Origin of the sequence: Shewanella sp. 10B, from assembly GCF_023475885.1 — a bacterium.
GTDB lineage: Bacteria > Pseudomonadota > Gammaproteobacteria > Enterobacterales > Shewanellaceae > Shewanella > Shewanella mangrovisoli.
This window is the reverse complement of sequence record NZ_JAMDJO010000001.1, coordinates 817,349-833,202: the sequence shown is the minus strand read 5'-3', so window position 1 is coordinate 833,202 and position 15,854 is coordinate 817,349. Positions and strand designations below refer to the sequence as shown.

General features: G+C 45.3%; 10 protein-coding genes and 1 pseudogene. 4 read left to right on the top strand and 7 right to left on the bottom strand.

Annotated features, from left to right (window positions below):
- The first annotated feature begins 281 nt into the window (after positions 1–281).
- On the top strand, positions 282–1,616 hold the full coding sequence (gene astB, locus M0415_RS03550; protein WP_109287775.1) for an N-succinylarginine dihydrolase: 1,335 nt from the start codon (positions 282–284) through the stop codon (positions 1,614–1,616).
- Between the two features lie 88 nt (positions 1,617–1,704).
- Here astB and M0415_RS03545 read toward each other — a convergent pair whose 3' ends face one another.
- Positions 1,705–5,379 (bottom strand): Ig-like domain-containing protein, encoded by a 3,675-nt coding sequence (locus tag M0415_RS03545; RefSeq protein ID WP_249555607.1) that lies wholly within the window; start codon positions 5,377–5,379, stop codon positions 1,705–1,707.
- Positions 5,380–5,599: 220 nt separating this feature from the next.
- Here M0415_RS03545 and M0415_RS03540 point away from each other — a divergent pair, with 220 nt between their 5' ends.
- Together M0415_RS03540 and M0415_RS03535 are read left to right on the top strand one after the other, a co-directional pair.
- Positions 5,600–6,913 (top strand): dicarboxylate/amino acid:cation symporter, encoded by a 1,314-nt coding sequence (locus M0415_RS03540; RefSeq protein WP_011716748.1) that lies wholly within the window; start codon positions 5,600–5,602, stop codon positions 6,911–6,913.
- A gap of 156 nt (positions 6,914–7,069) precedes the next feature.
- On the top strand, positions 7,070–7,402 hold the full coding sequence (locus M0415_RS03535; RefSeq protein WP_249555609.1) for a hypothetical protein: 333 nt from the start codon (positions 7,070–7,072) through the stop codon (positions 7,400–7,402).
- A gap of 92 nt (positions 7,403–7,494) precedes the next feature.
- On the opposite strand, the pseudogene tnpA reads toward M0415_RS03535, so the two are convergent.
- From tnpA to M0415_RS03515, 4 genes and pseudogenes are all read right to left on the bottom strand, one after another.
- Positions 7,495–7,905: pseudogene (gene tnpA / locus M0415_RS03530) on the bottom strand (IS200/IS605 family transposase).
- A 228-nt stretch (positions 7,906–8,133) separates the two neighbouring features.
- Positions 8,134–9,855: a bifunctional UDP-sugar hydrolase/5'-nucleotidase UshA gene (gene ushA, locus M0415_RS03525; RefSeq protein WP_249555611.1), complete on the bottom strand. Its 1,722-nt coding sequence runs from the start codon at positions 9,853–9,855 to the stop codon at positions 8,134–8,136.
- Positions 9,856–10,219: 364 nt separating this feature from the next.
- A complete protein-coding gene (locus M0415_RS03520) occupies positions 10,220–10,885 on the bottom strand; it encodes an alpha/beta hydrolase (protein ID WP_249555614.1) in 666 nt (221 codons plus the stop codon).
- A 52-nt stretch (positions 10,886–10,937) separates the two neighbouring features.
- Positions 10,938–11,165 carry a DUF3389 domain-containing protein gene (locus M0415_RS03515; protein ID WP_249555615.1) on the bottom strand — a complete coding sequence of 76 codons (228 nt, stop codon included), beginning with the start codon at positions 11,163–11,165 and terminating at the stop codon, positions 10,938–10,940.
- Between the two features lie 386 nt (positions 11,166–11,551).
- Between M0415_RS03515 and M0415_RS03510 the strand changes: the two genes are divergently transcribed.
- Positions 11,552–13,480 (top strand): M1 family metallopeptidase, encoded by a 1,929-nt coding sequence (locus M0415_RS03510; RefSeq protein ID WP_249555617.1) that lies wholly within the window; start codon positions 11,552–11,554, stop codon positions 13,478–13,480.
- A 260-nt stretch (positions 13,481–13,740) separates the two neighbouring features.
- Here M0415_RS03510 and M0415_RS03505 read toward each other — a convergent pair whose 3' ends face one another.
- Together M0415_RS03505 and M0415_RS03500 are read right to left on the bottom strand one after the other, a co-directional pair.
- The gene (locus M0415_RS03505; RefSeq protein ID WP_011623029.1) at positions 13,741–14,229 is read right to left on the bottom strand and encodes an FKBP-type peptidyl-prolyl cis-trans isomerase; all 489 of its coding nucleotides are present in this window, start codon (positions 14,227–14,229) and stop codon (positions 13,741–13,743) included.
- Positions 14,230–14,438: 209 nt separating this feature from the next.
- Complete coding sequence (locus tag M0415_RS03500; protein ID WP_249555619.1) at positions 14,439–15,731, bottom strand: lytic murein transglycosylase; 1,293 nt, start codon at positions 15,729–15,731, stop codon at positions 14,439–14,441.
- Between the last annotated feature and the right edge of the window lie 123 nt (positions 15,732–15,854).

Below are 15,854 nucleotides of genomic sequence, written 5' to 3'. Positions count from 1 at the left end.
ATAGAGGGTTGCATTGAGAGTTTCAAGCTAATCCCTCTTTTATATGTACCAGCGAGTCACTTTTTAATCAAAGTTGAAAAAATGTAAAAAAATAATATTGCGTAATTAAAAACTAATATTTCATTATTTGCCAGCAAGCAAGAAATAGTTATGCATTTATCGCGAAAAAGTCGCTTTGAGCACAAAACCGTGCGCTTGTGCCCACAAAAACCTTCAGTATACTGGGTCGCCTCAGGGACCATTTGAATAAATAATAACCTTCCCTATCACAAGGATAAGCAATGAAGCACTTTGAAGCGAATTTCGACGGACTCGTTGGGCCAACCCACAATTATGCCGGTTTGTCTTTTGGCAATGTGGCCTCACTCAACAACGCCGCTTTAGTCTCAAATCCTAAAGCCGCCGCTAAACAAGGTTTGCAAAAAGCCAAAGCACTCGCTGATTTAGGGATGATCCAAGGCATGTTAGCGCCACAAGAGCGCCCAGATCTTAATACACTGCGCCGAATTGGTTTTTCTGGCAGTGATGCCCAAGTTTTACAACAAGCCGCTAAAACCGCGCCTGCGCTGCTTAATGCCTGTTGCAGTGCTTCGAGTATGTGGACGGCAAATGCTGCAACCGTGTCTCCCAGTGCCGACACCCGTGACGGTAAACTGCATTTTACCCCTGCCAACTTAGTAGATAAGTTACATCGCAGCATCGAGCCCATCACAACGGGGCGCATCTTAACAGCAACTTTCAACGATCCCCACTATTTTCATCATCATAACCATTTACCTGAGCATAATAGCTTCGGTGATGAGGGCGCGGCGAACCATACTCGCCTGTGCCAAGAATATGGTCATGCTGGGGTCGAGCTGTTTGTTTACGGCCAAGAAGCCACCAATCCTAATGCGCCAAGACCGCAAAAATATCCCGCGAGACAAACCCTCGAAGCTTCGATGGCGATAGCAAGATTGCATCAACTCGAGGAAGATAACTGTGTCTTTATTCAACAAAATCCCGATGTCATTGACCAAGGGGTATTTCACAATGATGTGATCGCCGTGGGTAACCAAAATGTGCTGTTTTACCATGAGCAGGCATTCTTAAATACACAGGCTAAATTGGATGAAATAAGACGAAAACTCGACACCGAATTATTCTTTATCGAGGTTCCAACGGCCAAGGTGGCGATTAACGATGCGGTAAAGAGCTATCTATTCAACACCCAGATAATCACCCTTCCCTCAGGCGAAATGGCCATCATTGCGCCAACGGACTGCCAAGAGAACCCGGCTGTTTATGCGTATTTAAATGAGCTACTCACGTTAAATACGCCAATCAAACAAGTGCTGTATTTCGATGTGAAACAAAGTATGCAAAATGGTGGCGGCCCCGCCTGCTTGCGTTTACGGGTTGCCATGAATGAGCGAGAAGTCGCAGCCGTGAATCAACACACTTTACTTAACGATGCTTTATTCGCGCGTTTAAACACTTGGGTGGATAAACACTATCGCGACCGCTTATCGACTCAAGATTTAGCCGATCCACAATTAGTGATTGAATCACGCACCGCATTAGATGAGCTCACTCAAATCATGAAATTAGGAAGTGTGTATCCATTCCAAAGATAAACCTCTATCTAACCACGCTAAACTACAAAAATTAAAGGCGATGCTCTGATCGCCTTTAATACTGTTAAGTGAATATTAAGCAGGCTGATTAACCACCATCTTTGACATTCACTGTCACACTCACAGGCGAACCTTTTGGTGTTTTTACAGTTATGACAAGAGCACCAGAGAGTTTTTGGTTAGCTTGGTCTTCCTGACCAATAGTAAATGCATATATTAACGGTTTATTAGATGCATTACTCGCAATTGAATAACTCCCTCCAACAGGGACTATGAGCTTTCCATTGTCTATTGATGTCGTTATTTTAGTCTCGTAAGGTAATGTATTGTTATTTACATCAGAAACAAACAGATAAACTGTTTGAGGCTCTTTTTCTATCGGGTTTAGTGGATCTGTTCTGTCAATCAAATCTATTTCTGTTACTGCTGTCATCGTGTCTTTATCAGCTGGATCAATCTTTACTAATCGAACCATTGGTGTACTACCAGACATAACAATTGGAATATTTCTGAAGATATTTAGTTGAGCTCGATTATCATCTAAACCAGTGTCAGTGCAAGCAGCACTCGAACCAGAAGCACATAATAGCCCTGTGTATTTATTGTCTGCTTTATTAAAGATGCCATCAAAATTGTAATCAACAAACTCCTCATTCACCGAACCTGCTGGTTGAATAGGTAAATCAGCTAATGAGGAAGGTGAAGCTTTCCGGTAATAACCATCTTCATTATGATCAGTAAAAGCTTCGGATCTGTCAGTAAATGGTTCATTTGTATCAAATAAACCATTGCCATTTAAATCCACAAAACTTTCCTCACCAATAGCATAAGCAGTGATAGTCGCTCTACCTGGCCTAGGTTCTGTCAATATTGAATTGATTCCTGAATCAAACAGACTCTTTGATGGCCCCATACAAGGAGGATTAATATCTCCATAAAATGGTACAGGACATTGCACTACTGTACTCGAAAATGGTCGTGGGCTCTGGCTCCGCCACTGAACACCACAAGCCCCATCAGGATTCGTTAAACCACCAGTTGTACAAGAGCCTGGTATTGCACCGCCTTCTGCAGTGAAAACAATTACTGTGCCAGCGGGTACCATGTTATTGAAATGATCAGCCGCCAATATATTTATATCTACTGTTTCATTATCGTAATCCCAACCTTCAGGATTAAATATGGATGCTGATACAGAAAAACTGTCATCATCAGCAAGACCTGTTGTGATTGCAAGTTGATCTGACACATTTGAAATAACGCCATTATGGCCATCCGCAGAACTCCCTGCCCATAATGCAAAAACTTTTACAGGAGTCGCTCTATCACCACTTCTTACAATAACAGAAGCGAGTCCTGCACTGTCCGTTACGGCAACAGCATACTTATTAGGCACACTTAAATCAGCAGGATAGTTAGGAGAATTTGGTTTCGGGAAATTAGGACAATCGAGATAATCTTGCGCTAATGGAGCAGGACTTAGGCTAATCCCTCCTACTTCGGTGCTTAATTCAAAACAAACTCTTTCTTGTCCCGCTGGTGCAGCTGTTTCATCTAATAGCTTGAATGTTACTACTGATGTTTCAGAACGAGCACCCGCACCTGCGATCCCTCCAGTTCCTTGTAAAGCCAACAATGTCGGGCTAGCCGTAATATATTGCAAAGCTCCAACTTTAATAGAATCAATATTGATTACAGCTGTTGAACTTACACTTCCTCCGCCTGTTATAGCAGACACTGATACTGTGTCCTGTGTTTCGCACCCAGTACTTCTATAAGTCGCGTATCCTTTTCCACCATTTGTAATAACAGGTGAGTCAATTATTGCTTTATTGGATGCTTGGCATTCAGAAGTAAATACAAGAGTAAAAGGTTGACCTGTTGCTAACGAACCGTCTGGATTTAAAACAGTAACATCCAAAATGGTGGAACCACCAGCTGGAAGTAAATTACCGCCAAGGGAAGTTTCTAGTTTAAGTGAAATATTAACCCTACCAATTTCAAAAGCTTTGGTGGCCGTTACATCTTTCACTTTCAGTGAAATCTCTCCAGCTCCAACATTGCCATTCGCATATAAATCGAGAATTGCTTTACCTTCAGCATTTGTAATAGCAGTGCCTGAGCTTGGGCTAATTGCCCCTATAGTAGTCGCAGCAGTAATCAACACTTGTTGCAAAGCTTGTGTGCTGCCGGAACGAGTCACTTTAGCACCGACAATGCCGGGTTTATCATTAGTAATATTGTCTGTAGCCTTACAAACTTCGAAGTTCTTTAACGCTTTATCCCAAGTTGCAACATCATTACAATCATAGATATCAAAGCTAATTTCAGGGCTTGCTTCAACAGGGTCAATTTCATCTCCCGCGGTTACAAATCCAATAATCGCTTTTGCAGTTCCATAAGTTGCAGTAATTTCACCAGCACCTTCAATACTTCCCGCGGTTAATGTAATAGATGCACGGCCAAGAGAATCTGTTAACGCTGTTCCTTGAGTCGGTAGAAAGTTACCTAATGTACTACTAAAACTAACAACTTTACCAACCAAGGGAGTCGAATCTTTATCCACTAAAGCAACAGTTACTTTACCAGGCTGTGTAGCACTAATATCGGTGGTTGGAACCCCTGTCTGACTATTTGTCAGCTGAATAGACAAAGAATTTGCTTCGCCATTACCACCAGGAGCATCACCTGCAACTTCAAAGTTAAAGCTATCAGTTATTGTTTCGTTTTCAAGTGAAAAACTTGCTGTGACAGTACCAGCCCCAGCATTAGTACCAGTCACTAAGGTCACTGATGCATGACCATTCAAGTCAGTTAATGCAGTTCCAGATGAAGGATTTAATGTACCCTGGCCTGTTAAATTAAATGAAATTGTTTGGTAACTAGTTGGAACCCCATCTTTTCGCAGAGTTGCAATCACAGAACCTGGAACACTATGACTAATATTCCGTAATTCTTGACCTTGTGAATCTGTAATCGTTAACGCAATGCTATAGGCATCAATTGGTTTAACAACAACTTCATCGCCTAAGGTATTAAATCCAAAAGCTTCTGACTCTGTATCATCAGCTTTTGCAATAATTTTCCCAGCACCAGCGACAGTTCCTGCTGTTATAGCTATTTTAGCAAGACCCAGTGTATCTGTCAGAGCAGTACCTGATTCAGGCTGAAATTTACCTAACGTAGAAGTAAAGGTAATAACCTTACCTACAAGAGGCTCGTCTGAACTATTAGTATATAGTGCTTTAACAACTCCAGGAGTTGCTGTACTAATGCTTGTTATGGCTTGCCCTTGAGCATTCACAAGAAATAGCTTTAGTTTATTTCCCGTTCCCGGATTAATGGCTCCATCGCCTTTAGAATAAAATCCAATACTAGCGGACTCACCTGTTACAATACTAGCAGTCACACTTCCTGCACCTGCTAAATTCCTCGTTTCAAGCTTGATCTTCGCAACCCCAGATGAATCAGTTAACTGAGTACCAGTGGAAGGCGTAAAAGTGCCCAATTCGTCATTGTCGAGCTTAAATGTAACGACAATACCAGCCTTAGGTCCTGTTTTAGAATCCACAACGGTAGCCTGCACTTCCGCAGGAGTATCAAGTGAAACATTGTCACTATTCGAAATACTAAGAGTGACAGTCACTACACTAGGCTGGGGTGTCGTTCCTGTGCCATCGTCGGAGATACTGCCTCCGCCGCCACATGCGACCAAGAAAAGTGAACATAATCCTGCGAGAAAAACCTTATACGCTGACTTCATTGTCAGGCTCCCTGTTACTCTGATGATAATACTAAGATTGACGCCTTTAACTTATAGGCTAACATTACACAATTTTCACCTAACTTTTCCAATACTCTCTTATTTTATTTCTCATATTTTGCAGTCAGTTTAACATCGGAACTCATTTAAACTTCTGCATTTTCTTGCTAGGCTTGTCGTCGCCAATATTAGAATGTATAAAAAACACACAGGAATCCCCATGGCAACCTTATTACAAAAGAAATTCGGCCTTACAAGCAAAATTCTGTTCGGTATGGCAACAGGTATTGCTTTAGGTCTCATACTCCGCAATGTCTTTCCAGAAAGCGATATCGTAAAAGACTATATTACTGAAGGTTTCTTACATGTTATCGGCACTATCTTTATCTCAAGTTTGAAAATGCTAGTGGTTCCACTGGTATTTATTTCATTAGTTTGTGGCACTTGCTCACTGAGTGAACCTTCAAAATTAGGTCGTTTAGGCGGCAAAACATTAGCCTTTTATTTATTCACAACAGCGATTGCTTTAATTCTGGCCATTGTCAGTGCGGTATTAGTTCATCCAGGTAATGCTTCGCTCGCTTCCGAAAAAATGGAGTACACAGCCAAAGAAGCGCCTAGTCTTTCGAGCGTCCTAATCAATATTGTGCCAACGAATCCGATGCAGGCTATGAGCGAAGGCAATATGCTGCAGATTATTATCTTTGCGGTGATTTTTGGCTTTGCGATTGCGCATATTGGCGAACGTGGCAAACGTGTTGCCGCGTTATTTGAAGATTTAAATGAAGTGATCATGCGGGTCGTTACGCTGATCATGCAGCTTGCGCCTTACGGGGTGTTTGCACTGATGGCCAAACTGGCTTTAACGCTAGGTTTGGGAACATTCGAGAGTGTGGTCAAGTATTTCTTTGTCGTGTTGGTGGTGTTACTCATCCACGCCTTTATCGTCTACCCGACCCTGCTTAAGTTATTCTCAGGCTTAAATCCACTGATCTTTATTCGTAAGATGCGCGATGTGCAATTGTTTGCCTTTTCAACCGCAAGCTCTAACGCCACCTTACCGATTACGATTGAGGCGTCTGAGCACAGACTCGGTGTTGATAACAAAATTGCCTCTTTCACCCTGCCATTAGGCGCCACCATTAACATGGATGGCACGGCGATTATGCAAGGTGTCGCTACCGTATTTATCGCCCAAGTCTTTGGTATTGAGTTAACCATTACCGATTATGCTGCCGTTGTTGTCACCGCGACCTTAGCCTCAATCGGTACTGCAGGGGTTCCAGGTGTAGGGTTAATCATGCTAGCTATGGTGCTTAACCAAGTCGGCCTGCCCGTAGAAGGGATTGCCCTTATTATCGGGGTTGACCGACTGCTGGATATGGTGCGCACCGCGGTTAACGTAACAGGCGATTGCGTCGCGACTGTGGTGATTGCTAAATCTGAAGGCGAATTTAACGAAACCGTATTCAACAATACCCAAGCAGGTAAAGTCGCCAGTAACTTCGATGAGCAAGTGCATAAAGTAGAATAATCCTCACTTTCGAATGCATCTGTACCTACTAAAAAGCCCAACTCAGTTGGGCTTTTTTATTTGTCTTATCCTGATCTTGTGAACAAGCAAATAGAATGGTTCTTTAAAACCCATTACATTAGACCTCGTCAATATAGAAAGATAGAGAGGAAAACTATGTGGTGGAGAGTGAGCTGGATTATTGTCGCCTTTTGGCTGTTAAGCGCGCATTTTCTACGCTATGACCAGCTTGTATTAACTGGCCTATTTGCATTCGCGCCTATGGGTTTACTTATCAAACATCCTGTCGTCATTCGACTACTGCAGGCGATATTATTCATCAGTGTGGTTATCGTTTGGGGCACAACCGCGATCGATTCGGTACAAATGCGTATCGCCCACGATGCGCCTTGGATAAGGCTGGCAGTCATCATGGGCGGCGTAATGCTCTTTAGTCTTGGGGCGGTATGGAGTGCAAACGGAATTTGGCGCAGCAGAGCTGCGTTATAGCAAGACGGCATTCTAGCAATCAGAAACATCACTAAATTGCTTTAAAGACAGTATAAATCCACCTGCATAGCAGGTGCCTTTGATACAGCCCCCTAGAATGGGGCTAACAAACTAATATTCCAATCTAACTGAATTTGCCTCTTGGCTTTCTCTTTAGCGACTTTATCCTGATACCTTACATATCTTCTGATGATATCCTCATTGGCTCCTACTGAGTCAACAAAATAGCCCCTCTGCCAATAGTGATTCCCCCAAAGCCTTTGCTTTCTTAAATAAGGAAACTTTGCAAACAGCCTGATTACTGTTCGACCTTTAACAAAAACCATCAATTCCGATACGCTTAGACTTGGTGGAGTCCTTACAACCAAGTCCACATGGTCCATTTGCACATTTAGTTCTACCACCGTAAATCTCTTCATATTGCAATATACATAAATACTTCAGTAAAGCTCCTTACCCAAGTTTTCTTTCAGAATCTTGTATCTGTACTTAGGTGCCCACACTAAGTGATACTAACAACGGTAAAATTCGTGTGATGAAGACTCGTATCTGCTTATGCTATTTACTCCTTCATTTGCTGGTAACAAACAAAGGCAGCATTTAGCATGGGTATTCTACGGGCAAATCCCCACATGAACGATCACCACCTCCAGAGGAGGTGAATTTAGAATACCAATAAAAATGCCACTCAAATGAGTGGCATTTTTTTTGCGATAATTTATCGCATGCGATTACAGCTGACAGCCTTCAACATTGTTTGAGTTTTCGTAAACAATGTCGCCCACTGGGTTGTAGTCAGCAGCTACGATTGCTTGTTTCTCTTTCAGGAATGAATAGAGTAAGTCCGCATCTACATAACCTGTTTGGATTGGGCTAGCCAGTTTTGGATAACCGTCACCACCTGCAGCGTTAAAGCTAGGTACAGTGAACTTATAGCTTGCTGTCGCACTGAACTCTTTGCCATTGATTTCGCTGATATTAGCCGTCTTAGCCGCACAGTCGATGGTCATTTTCACGCCAGTGATCTGCGCATAACCACCCGAACCGATTTGGATACTGCCCACAGCGCCTAAGTAAGCTGCAACTTCAGTACCCGTCATTTCGTTCAGGGTGACCATGTTGCCGAAAGGTTGAACCGTCAGCACGTCACGGTAAGTAATGTCACCCGCTTGGATAGAAGCGCGCACACCGCCTGAGTTCATTACACCAAAGTCAGCAGACACTTTACCGCTTTGTGCCATGGCTAACATGCGGCCTAAGTTGGTTTGCTTGTTACGTACGTTTGCACGTTCACCATCGAGCAGCGCATCGGTAGTCGCAATCACTTCATCTAACTTAGCTTGGCCTTTCTCTTGGTAGTAAGACAGCAGCTCTTTTAACTCAGCATCTGGCTCAATCTTAGTGCCAGCAAGCTCTGTGGTTTTCTTACCTGCTTCGTCCAGTTTACGCATGTTAACTGGGATCAGCTTGTAGCTGGCTAAATGCAGTTCACCGTTGAAGTATTGGAAATCCGCACGGCCAACATACTTACCCCATTCATGGGCTTGCATGATCCAAGTGCCGTTTTGTTGGTCTGGCGCGCAGTCATCACCTGGTTTGAAGTCGGCATAAGACTTATTGTCAGTACCCGGTTCCATACACACTGGATTTTGTGAGTGACCACCAATCACAACTTGTAAGTCGCCTTTATTCAACGCACGTGCCATAGCGACGTCGCCTGGGGCGTTGCTACCGTTTTGGCCATCGGCATAGTGACCCATGTGAGTCGTTGCGAAGATAATATCAGCCGCTTTGGCGTCTTTAATTTCGTTGATAACTTTCGCCACTTCCACTTTAGGATCGGTGAAAATTAAATCGCTGATAAATTCTGGGTTACCGATTTTTGCAGTGTCTTCGGTGGTTAAACCAATCACAGCCACTTTAAGACCGTTAATATCGAACACTTTGTAAGGCTCGAAATAACGTTCACCTTGACCACCCTCAGCGTTTTTACGGTAAATGTTCGCCGCCAACATTGGGAATTCGGCTAAACGACGCTGCATATCTAATACAGATAATGGGTTGTCAAATTCATGGTTACCAACCGCCATTGCGTCGTAACCAATTTTGTTCATACCGGTAAAGTCAGGAATCGCATCCTGTAAATCAGATTCTGGTACGCCAGTGTTAATATCACCGCCAGACAATAATAATGTTTGGCCGCCATTCTTGCTGACTTCAGCACGAATTTGATCAATTAACGCTTTACGCGCTGCCATACCATATTCGCCATCACTGTTTTCCCAGAAACGGCCATGGTTATCATTGGTGTGTAATACGGTAAAAGTTTTACAAGCACTGCCCGCTTCGGCACAGGTTGTTGGCACTTTAGTATTATCATCATCACTATTACAACCTGCTAGCGCAGCCAGCACTGCAGTCGCAATTAGTCCTTTAATAAGTTTATTTGTCATTACATCAACCCCTTGATTTTAATTATTTTATCATAGATAGATTGTCGCGAAGTCCATCCAATTCGCGTCACGCATAATAGCAAAGAATAAAGACGAATTGTGTCATTTTTATTAATAAACGTGACTTTAATGTGGAATCACAGGGAGGATTTAAGACAAATTTGTTTCAAATAAAAAATAAGCTAAACGGCTGATTTTTACTTTTTGTTTCAATGACTGAAAAATATCGGAATATTAAATTTAACTCTTTAAATTTAAGCAAGTTAGCCATTAATGACAAAACATCTTATTGTTCTGAATAAAAAACATCAAACGGTAAAAACGCACTTTACAGCATGATGTTTTTATCAGCATTTAGATTTTTCTACATTTCAAAACACTGTTGTAACCAAGTGCTTATTGCTTTTAATTGCACAGGGATGACCGAATGTGGCATAGGATAGGTTTGCCATTGCACCGAATATCCCCCCGCCTCTAGCGCATTCTTCGCTAATAAACCTGCGGATAATGGCACCACATCATCCTGTTCACCGTGCTGATGTAAAATAGGCGTTTTCGCATTGGCGACACTTAATTGGCTGGGTAATACATCACCCGTCGGTAAATAACAGGAAAGTGCCATAATGCCTGCGAGTTTTTGAGGATAACGTAATCCCGTAAATAGGCTCATCACCCCGCCTTGGCTAAAACCGGCTAAGACGATGCGTTCACTCGGAATACCAGCCGCGATTTGTTCGTCAATCAAGGCCCGTACACTCAGCTCCGAGGCCATCACACCCTGCATATCGGCTCTATCGTGCAAATCCATGCTCTTGATGTCATACCAAGCGCGCATAATGTAGCCGCCGTTAATGGTCACCGCTTGCTCTGGCGCATGGGGGAAAATAAAGCGAATGCTATGCCCCGCAGGCAACCCTAACGCCGGAACCACAGGTGCAAAGCCTGCGCCCGAGTCTCCTAAACCGTGTAACCAAATCACCGCCGCCGTCGCCTCAACTTGAGGCTCAATCACAATACGTTCAAGTGTCATAGTGACAAATCCCTTATAAATCAAAAGTTATTATTCTCGCCCCGCGAGCGCTTTACAGATAATCAATGCCGAGGAGAGCTTGCAATGCGTCGAGCTGATTTGTGTTATCTAATTTAATGCTCCAACGCACGCCGCCGCCATTGGCGATAATCATCGGCGGCTCCTGCCTAAGGCTGATGTCTTCGGCCGCGGCTTGAAGCACCACGTTGGCCATGCTCAGCCGGATCTGCACTTCAAATTCAGTGGCAATCAACTTACCCTGAGAAAATTCCACTAACATAGCTATTCCGCTCTCGTGATAGTCACTGTTAAAACGCGCCATGATAGCAAAGTTATTTCGCCAAGGATGAACTTTTAAACTCGCATTAGGGTTGATGACTGACACGCCATAGGTTGAGCAAGCTTAGGTTTATCCATCACCATCAAATCCACAGCTGCAGTATTAGAGTGCGCTTACGTCAAGTCCTTATCCGCTCGGCATAGACGCTTAACCCAGCTTTTTAGCAAGGCAATCCCACAGTCTAGATAAAGTTTAATTACATTTTAGTGTCAGCTAAATTGCCCCAAAACAGAGCAGTTCGAGTAAAATCTCGCATCAGCGATGCCAGCCCACTCGCGGCTAGCGCGTTTTACACCATAACAAGAATCACAACACTGGGTGGTTATATGTTTTTATCCCGTCGTACCCTCATTAGCAGCGCACTCTTGATGCTGCTGCCATTAGTACAATATGCCAATGCGGCCAATATCTTACCGAATACGAGCCAAGCCAGCGTCACCGCCAGCCAAAAGCACTCTGTTACCGATGAGCTGACCTTTGCCAATTACCAGCAAGTGAGCATTCATCACATCGCATTGGCATTAAACGTAGATTTTGCACAGCAGCAACTCTCGGGGGACGCGATTCTCGAACTGGATTGGCATCAGGCCGGAAAAGTGCTGGTGCTCGACACCCGTGACCTTACGATTAACAGTGTCAGCATGTTAAATGCAAACGGCCAATGGCAATCCGTGCCCTTTAGTTTAGGCACGGCCGATAAGGTTAAAGGCGCAGCGCTCACCATCAATCTGCCTCAAGAGCGAGTCGCTAAGGTCAAAGTTAATTACCATACTTCCAAGAATCCATCCGGTATTCAATGGCTGACTCCAGAGCAAACCCAAGGTAAGCAATGGCCATTTATGTTTAGCCAGAGCCAAGCCATCCACGCCAGAAGCTGGATCCCGCTGCAAGATACGCCCGCAGTGCGCCAAACCTATAGCGCCACTGTCACCGCTCAGCAAGGCATTAGTGTCGTGATGAGCGCCGACCGAAAGAACGTGTCTTCGACGCAAACCCAATTCACTATGCCGCAGGCGATTCCGGCCTATTTGATTGCCATTGCCGCGGGACACCTGCAATTTGCCGCCTTAGACGACACCTCAGGTATTTGGGCCGAGCCCGAAATGCTTTCCAAGGCCAGCAAAGAATTTGCCGATACGCCGGAGATGATCGCCATCGCCGCCAAACGTTACGGCGATTACCGTTGGGGTCGTTACGATTTACTGATCCTTCCGCCGAGTTTCCCCTTCGGCGGGATGGAAAATCCGCGATTATCCTTTATTACCCCCACCGTCATTGCGGGAGATAAAAGCCTAGTGAGTTTAATCGCCCACGAGTTGGCTCATTCTTGGTCGGGCAATTTAGTCACTAACGCCACCTGGCGCGATCTCTGGCTTAACGAAGGTTTTACCACCTATGTGGAAAATCGCATTATGGAAGATCTCTATGGTCGCGACCGCGCCCTGATGGAGCAAACCATTGGTTACTCTGAGCTATTGGCCGAATTAGCCGAGTTACCCGCCGGCGATTCAGTGCTGCATATTGACTTAGGCGATCGCGATCCCGACGATGCCTTTAGCGGCGTTCCCTATGTGAAAGGGCAATTATTTTTGCGCTTCCTCGAGCAAAAATTTGGCCGCGAACGGTTCGACACCTTTGTGAAGAGCTACTTCGATCACTTTGCGTTTCAAAGCATTACCACGGAGCAGTTCCGCAATTACCTCACGCAACAGTTATTGCAAAAATATCCCAATATCGTCAGCGAGTCCGAAGTGGATACTTGGGTAGAGGGACAAGGTTTACCCAGCTTTTTAGTGCCGCCGAACTCACACGCCTTCGATGATATCGATGCTCAGCGCCAAGCGTGGTTAGAAGGCAAGCGTGAGGCCCGCGCGCTAAACACTCAGGACTGGACTGTGCATCAATGGCTACGCTTTATTAATGAAATGCCAAGGCTAAATCTCACAGAGCAGCAATTAGCCGAGTTAGATAAAGCCTTTCATTTTACTGGCACCCACAATAATGAAATCGCTTTTGCTTGGTATGCCCTCGCCCTCGATAACGGTTATTACAGTGTATTGCCGGCACTGAAACAACATTTAACCGAGATTGGCCGGCGCAGGCTAATTGTACCTTTGTATCAAAAACTGGCGAGCAGCGAGCACTATGACTGGGCAAAAACCGTTTACTTATCGGCCCGCAGTGGTTACCACCCACAGACCCAAGCCAGTCTCGATATGATGTTTAGTGATAAACCAATGGAGCATACCCATTAAACTGTGCACTTGTTGGGATTGGGCGCAGGAAAGCCTGTGCTCAAGCCTCGCCACGAAAAGTGGGCATAAGTTTAGCGGTGAATCCTTTGCACCAAAACCACGATGTTGATTGCGAGACTTTCATTGCTAGAGTTTGTTTGAAACCAAAGCATTAGCGCACAAAAAAGCCCAAACCTAGGTTTGGGCTTTTGTTTACTTATCTGGTCGTTATTCCCGGGCACGCCTGCTGTAGCAGAGTATTAACGGGAAAACCACACAGATTAGTGGTGGTGACCACCTACACCGTGGGCGTGACCGTGGGCGATTTCTTCATCGGTCGCATCACGGGCGCCAACCACTTCGATATCGAAGGTTAAGTCACGGCCCGCTAATGGATGGTTAACATCCACAGTCGCCATAAACTTACCCACTTTGACGATAGTCACTTGGCGTTGACCCTGATCAGTGTGAACCACAGCCGTCATGCCTGGCTTCCACACGCTAGCGCCTAACAGGTGCTTCACAGACACACGTTGCTGCGCCGCTTCACCTTCGATACGTTGACCATAGGTTTCAGTGCATGGCAGAGTAACAGTGAACTTTTCACCAATCGCTTTACCATTAATCGCATTCTCAACACCTGGCATCATGTTGTCATGGCCGTGTAAGTAAGCAATCGGCTCGCGACCTTCGTTCGTCTCGATCACTTCGCCTTTTTCGTCGCGCAGAGTGTAGTTAAACTGCACAACCATATCGTCTTTAATGCTCATCGAATATCCTTTGATTTGCTTCGATTTCAAATGTCGGCCGAGCTTAACAAAACTGGCCTTTGCACTCCACTGTTTTATCCCTGCGATACCTCACCAAAGCTTAAACGGCTGCGGATCAGCAAGCCCCATGCCTAAAGTGGCATAGGGTTGAGTGAACCATAAGCCACTTGCGGCAATATTCGCAGGCAGTACGACACAACCTAAAGACTTTAGAGTGAAATCCCCAGAGCACTGAAGACTTCAGGGCTTGGGAAACCGTCGGCAATCATATTCTTACTGCGCTGGAATGCTTGGATCCCCGCCGAAGAGTTACGCCCAAGTACGCCGTCGGGTTTACCGACATCGAAGCCTGATTCATTCAGCTTGGTTTGCAACTGTTTGATTTGCTCGCGACTCAAACGTGGTTGCTCGGGCGGTGCCACTTTTAATGGTTCGCCACCATTAATTCTATCGGCCAAATGACCAACGGTAATGGCGTAAAACTCAGAGCGGTTCCAACGCATGATCACATTGAAATTCTCATAGCCTAAAAACGCGGGACCAGTATGACCCGAGGGCAAATACAGCGACGCCTTCATATCAATAGCGGGTAAAGGCAGTCCATTACTTTGCACGACAGATTGCGCCGCCCATTGGGATAGTGGCTGCGCCTGTTTGGCACCAAGGTTTTCATAGCTGAAATTGCGCGGCAATACCACTTCACGCCCCCAACGCTCATTGCGTTGCCAGCCTAAATGCTGCAAAAAGTTCGCCGCCGAGGTGAGTGCATCTTCGGTGCTATTCCACAAATCGGCCTTACCGTCGCCATCACCATCGATGGCATATTTAGCATAGGCCGAGGGCATAAACTGGGTGTGCCCCATGGCGCCAGCCCAAGAGCCCACCATAGTGCTCTTATCAAAGCCGTATTTTTCTTTTAACTTAAGCGCTTGCATCAGTTCAGTCGTAAAATAGCCACTACGGCGCGGCTCACAGGCCAAGGTTGCAAGGGAATCTAACACAGACATTTTGCCTTTGTAGGAGCCGTAGTTAGTCTCAAGTCCCCAGAAAGACAGAATATATTGTGGCGGTACACCGTATTCCTGCGCCAATTTATCGAGCAGCGCGCGGTGTTTTTTCAGTAAACGGCGGCCTTCATTCACCCGCCAATCGGTCGCTCGCTTGGTAAAATAGTTGTTGAAGGTTTGACTAAACTCGGGCTGAGCTTGGTCAAGCTCAATCACTTTAGGCACAAACTGCAAACTGGCAACTGTGTCTTGGATAGTGGCTTCGGATAAGCCTTCGGTACGTGCGCGCTCCTGTAGGTTAGCCACACAGGTCGGAAACGCCGCAGCATGGGCGGCGATGGTGTCACTGAGTGGCATTTCTTGCACGGCGGCCTGCGTCTCGGCGATCGCGGTTTGAGTCGTACCGCCGGAGGTTGGTGCGCTCGAACACGCACTTAAGCTCACACACGCGGCGATGCTGGCGGCAAGATAGGACATTCCTTTCAATTTGATCAAATCAATTACTCCTACGGTCAGCGCTAAGAATGTATCTTAGCTGAGCGAGGCAAGGGGTGGATCACCCCGAGCCAAGAGAGATACGATATTTAGCCATAAACAGGTTGCCGCTGTGTTGATAGG

Coding starts and splice junctions, on each gene's coding strand:
- astB (WP_109287775.1), top strand. CDS start 282: ATGAAGCACTTTGAAGCGAATTTCGACGGACTCGTTGGGCCAACCCAC.
- M0415_RS03545 (WP_249555607.1), bottom strand. CDS start 5,379: ATGAAGTCAGCGTATAAGGTTTTTCTCGCAGGATTATGTTCACTTTTC.
- M0415_RS03540 (WP_011716748.1), top strand. CDS start 5,600: ATGGCAACCTTATTACAAAAGAAATTCGGCCTTACAAGCAAAATTCTG.
- M0415_RS03535 (WP_249555609.1), top strand. CDS start 7,070: ATGTGGTGGAGAGTGAGCTGGATTATTGTCGCCTTTTGGCTGTTAAGC.
- ushA (WP_249555611.1), bottom strand. CDS start 9,855: ATGACAAATAAACTTATTAAAGGACTAATTGCGACTGCAGTGCTGGCT.
- M0415_RS03520 (WP_249555614.1), bottom strand. CDS start 10,885: ATGACACTTGAACGTATTGTGATTGAGCCTCAAGTTGAGGCGACGGCG.
- M0415_RS03515 (WP_249555615.1), bottom strand. CDS start 11,165: ATGTTAGTGGAATTTTCTCAGGGTAAGTTGATTGCCACTGAATTTGAA.
- M0415_RS03510 (WP_249555617.1), top strand. CDS start 11,552: ATGTTTTTATCCCGTCGTACCCTCATTAGCAGCGCACTCTTGATGCTG.
- M0415_RS03505 (WP_011623029.1), bottom strand. CDS start 14,229: ATGAGCATTAAAGACGATATGGTTGTGCAGTTTAACTACACTCTGCGC.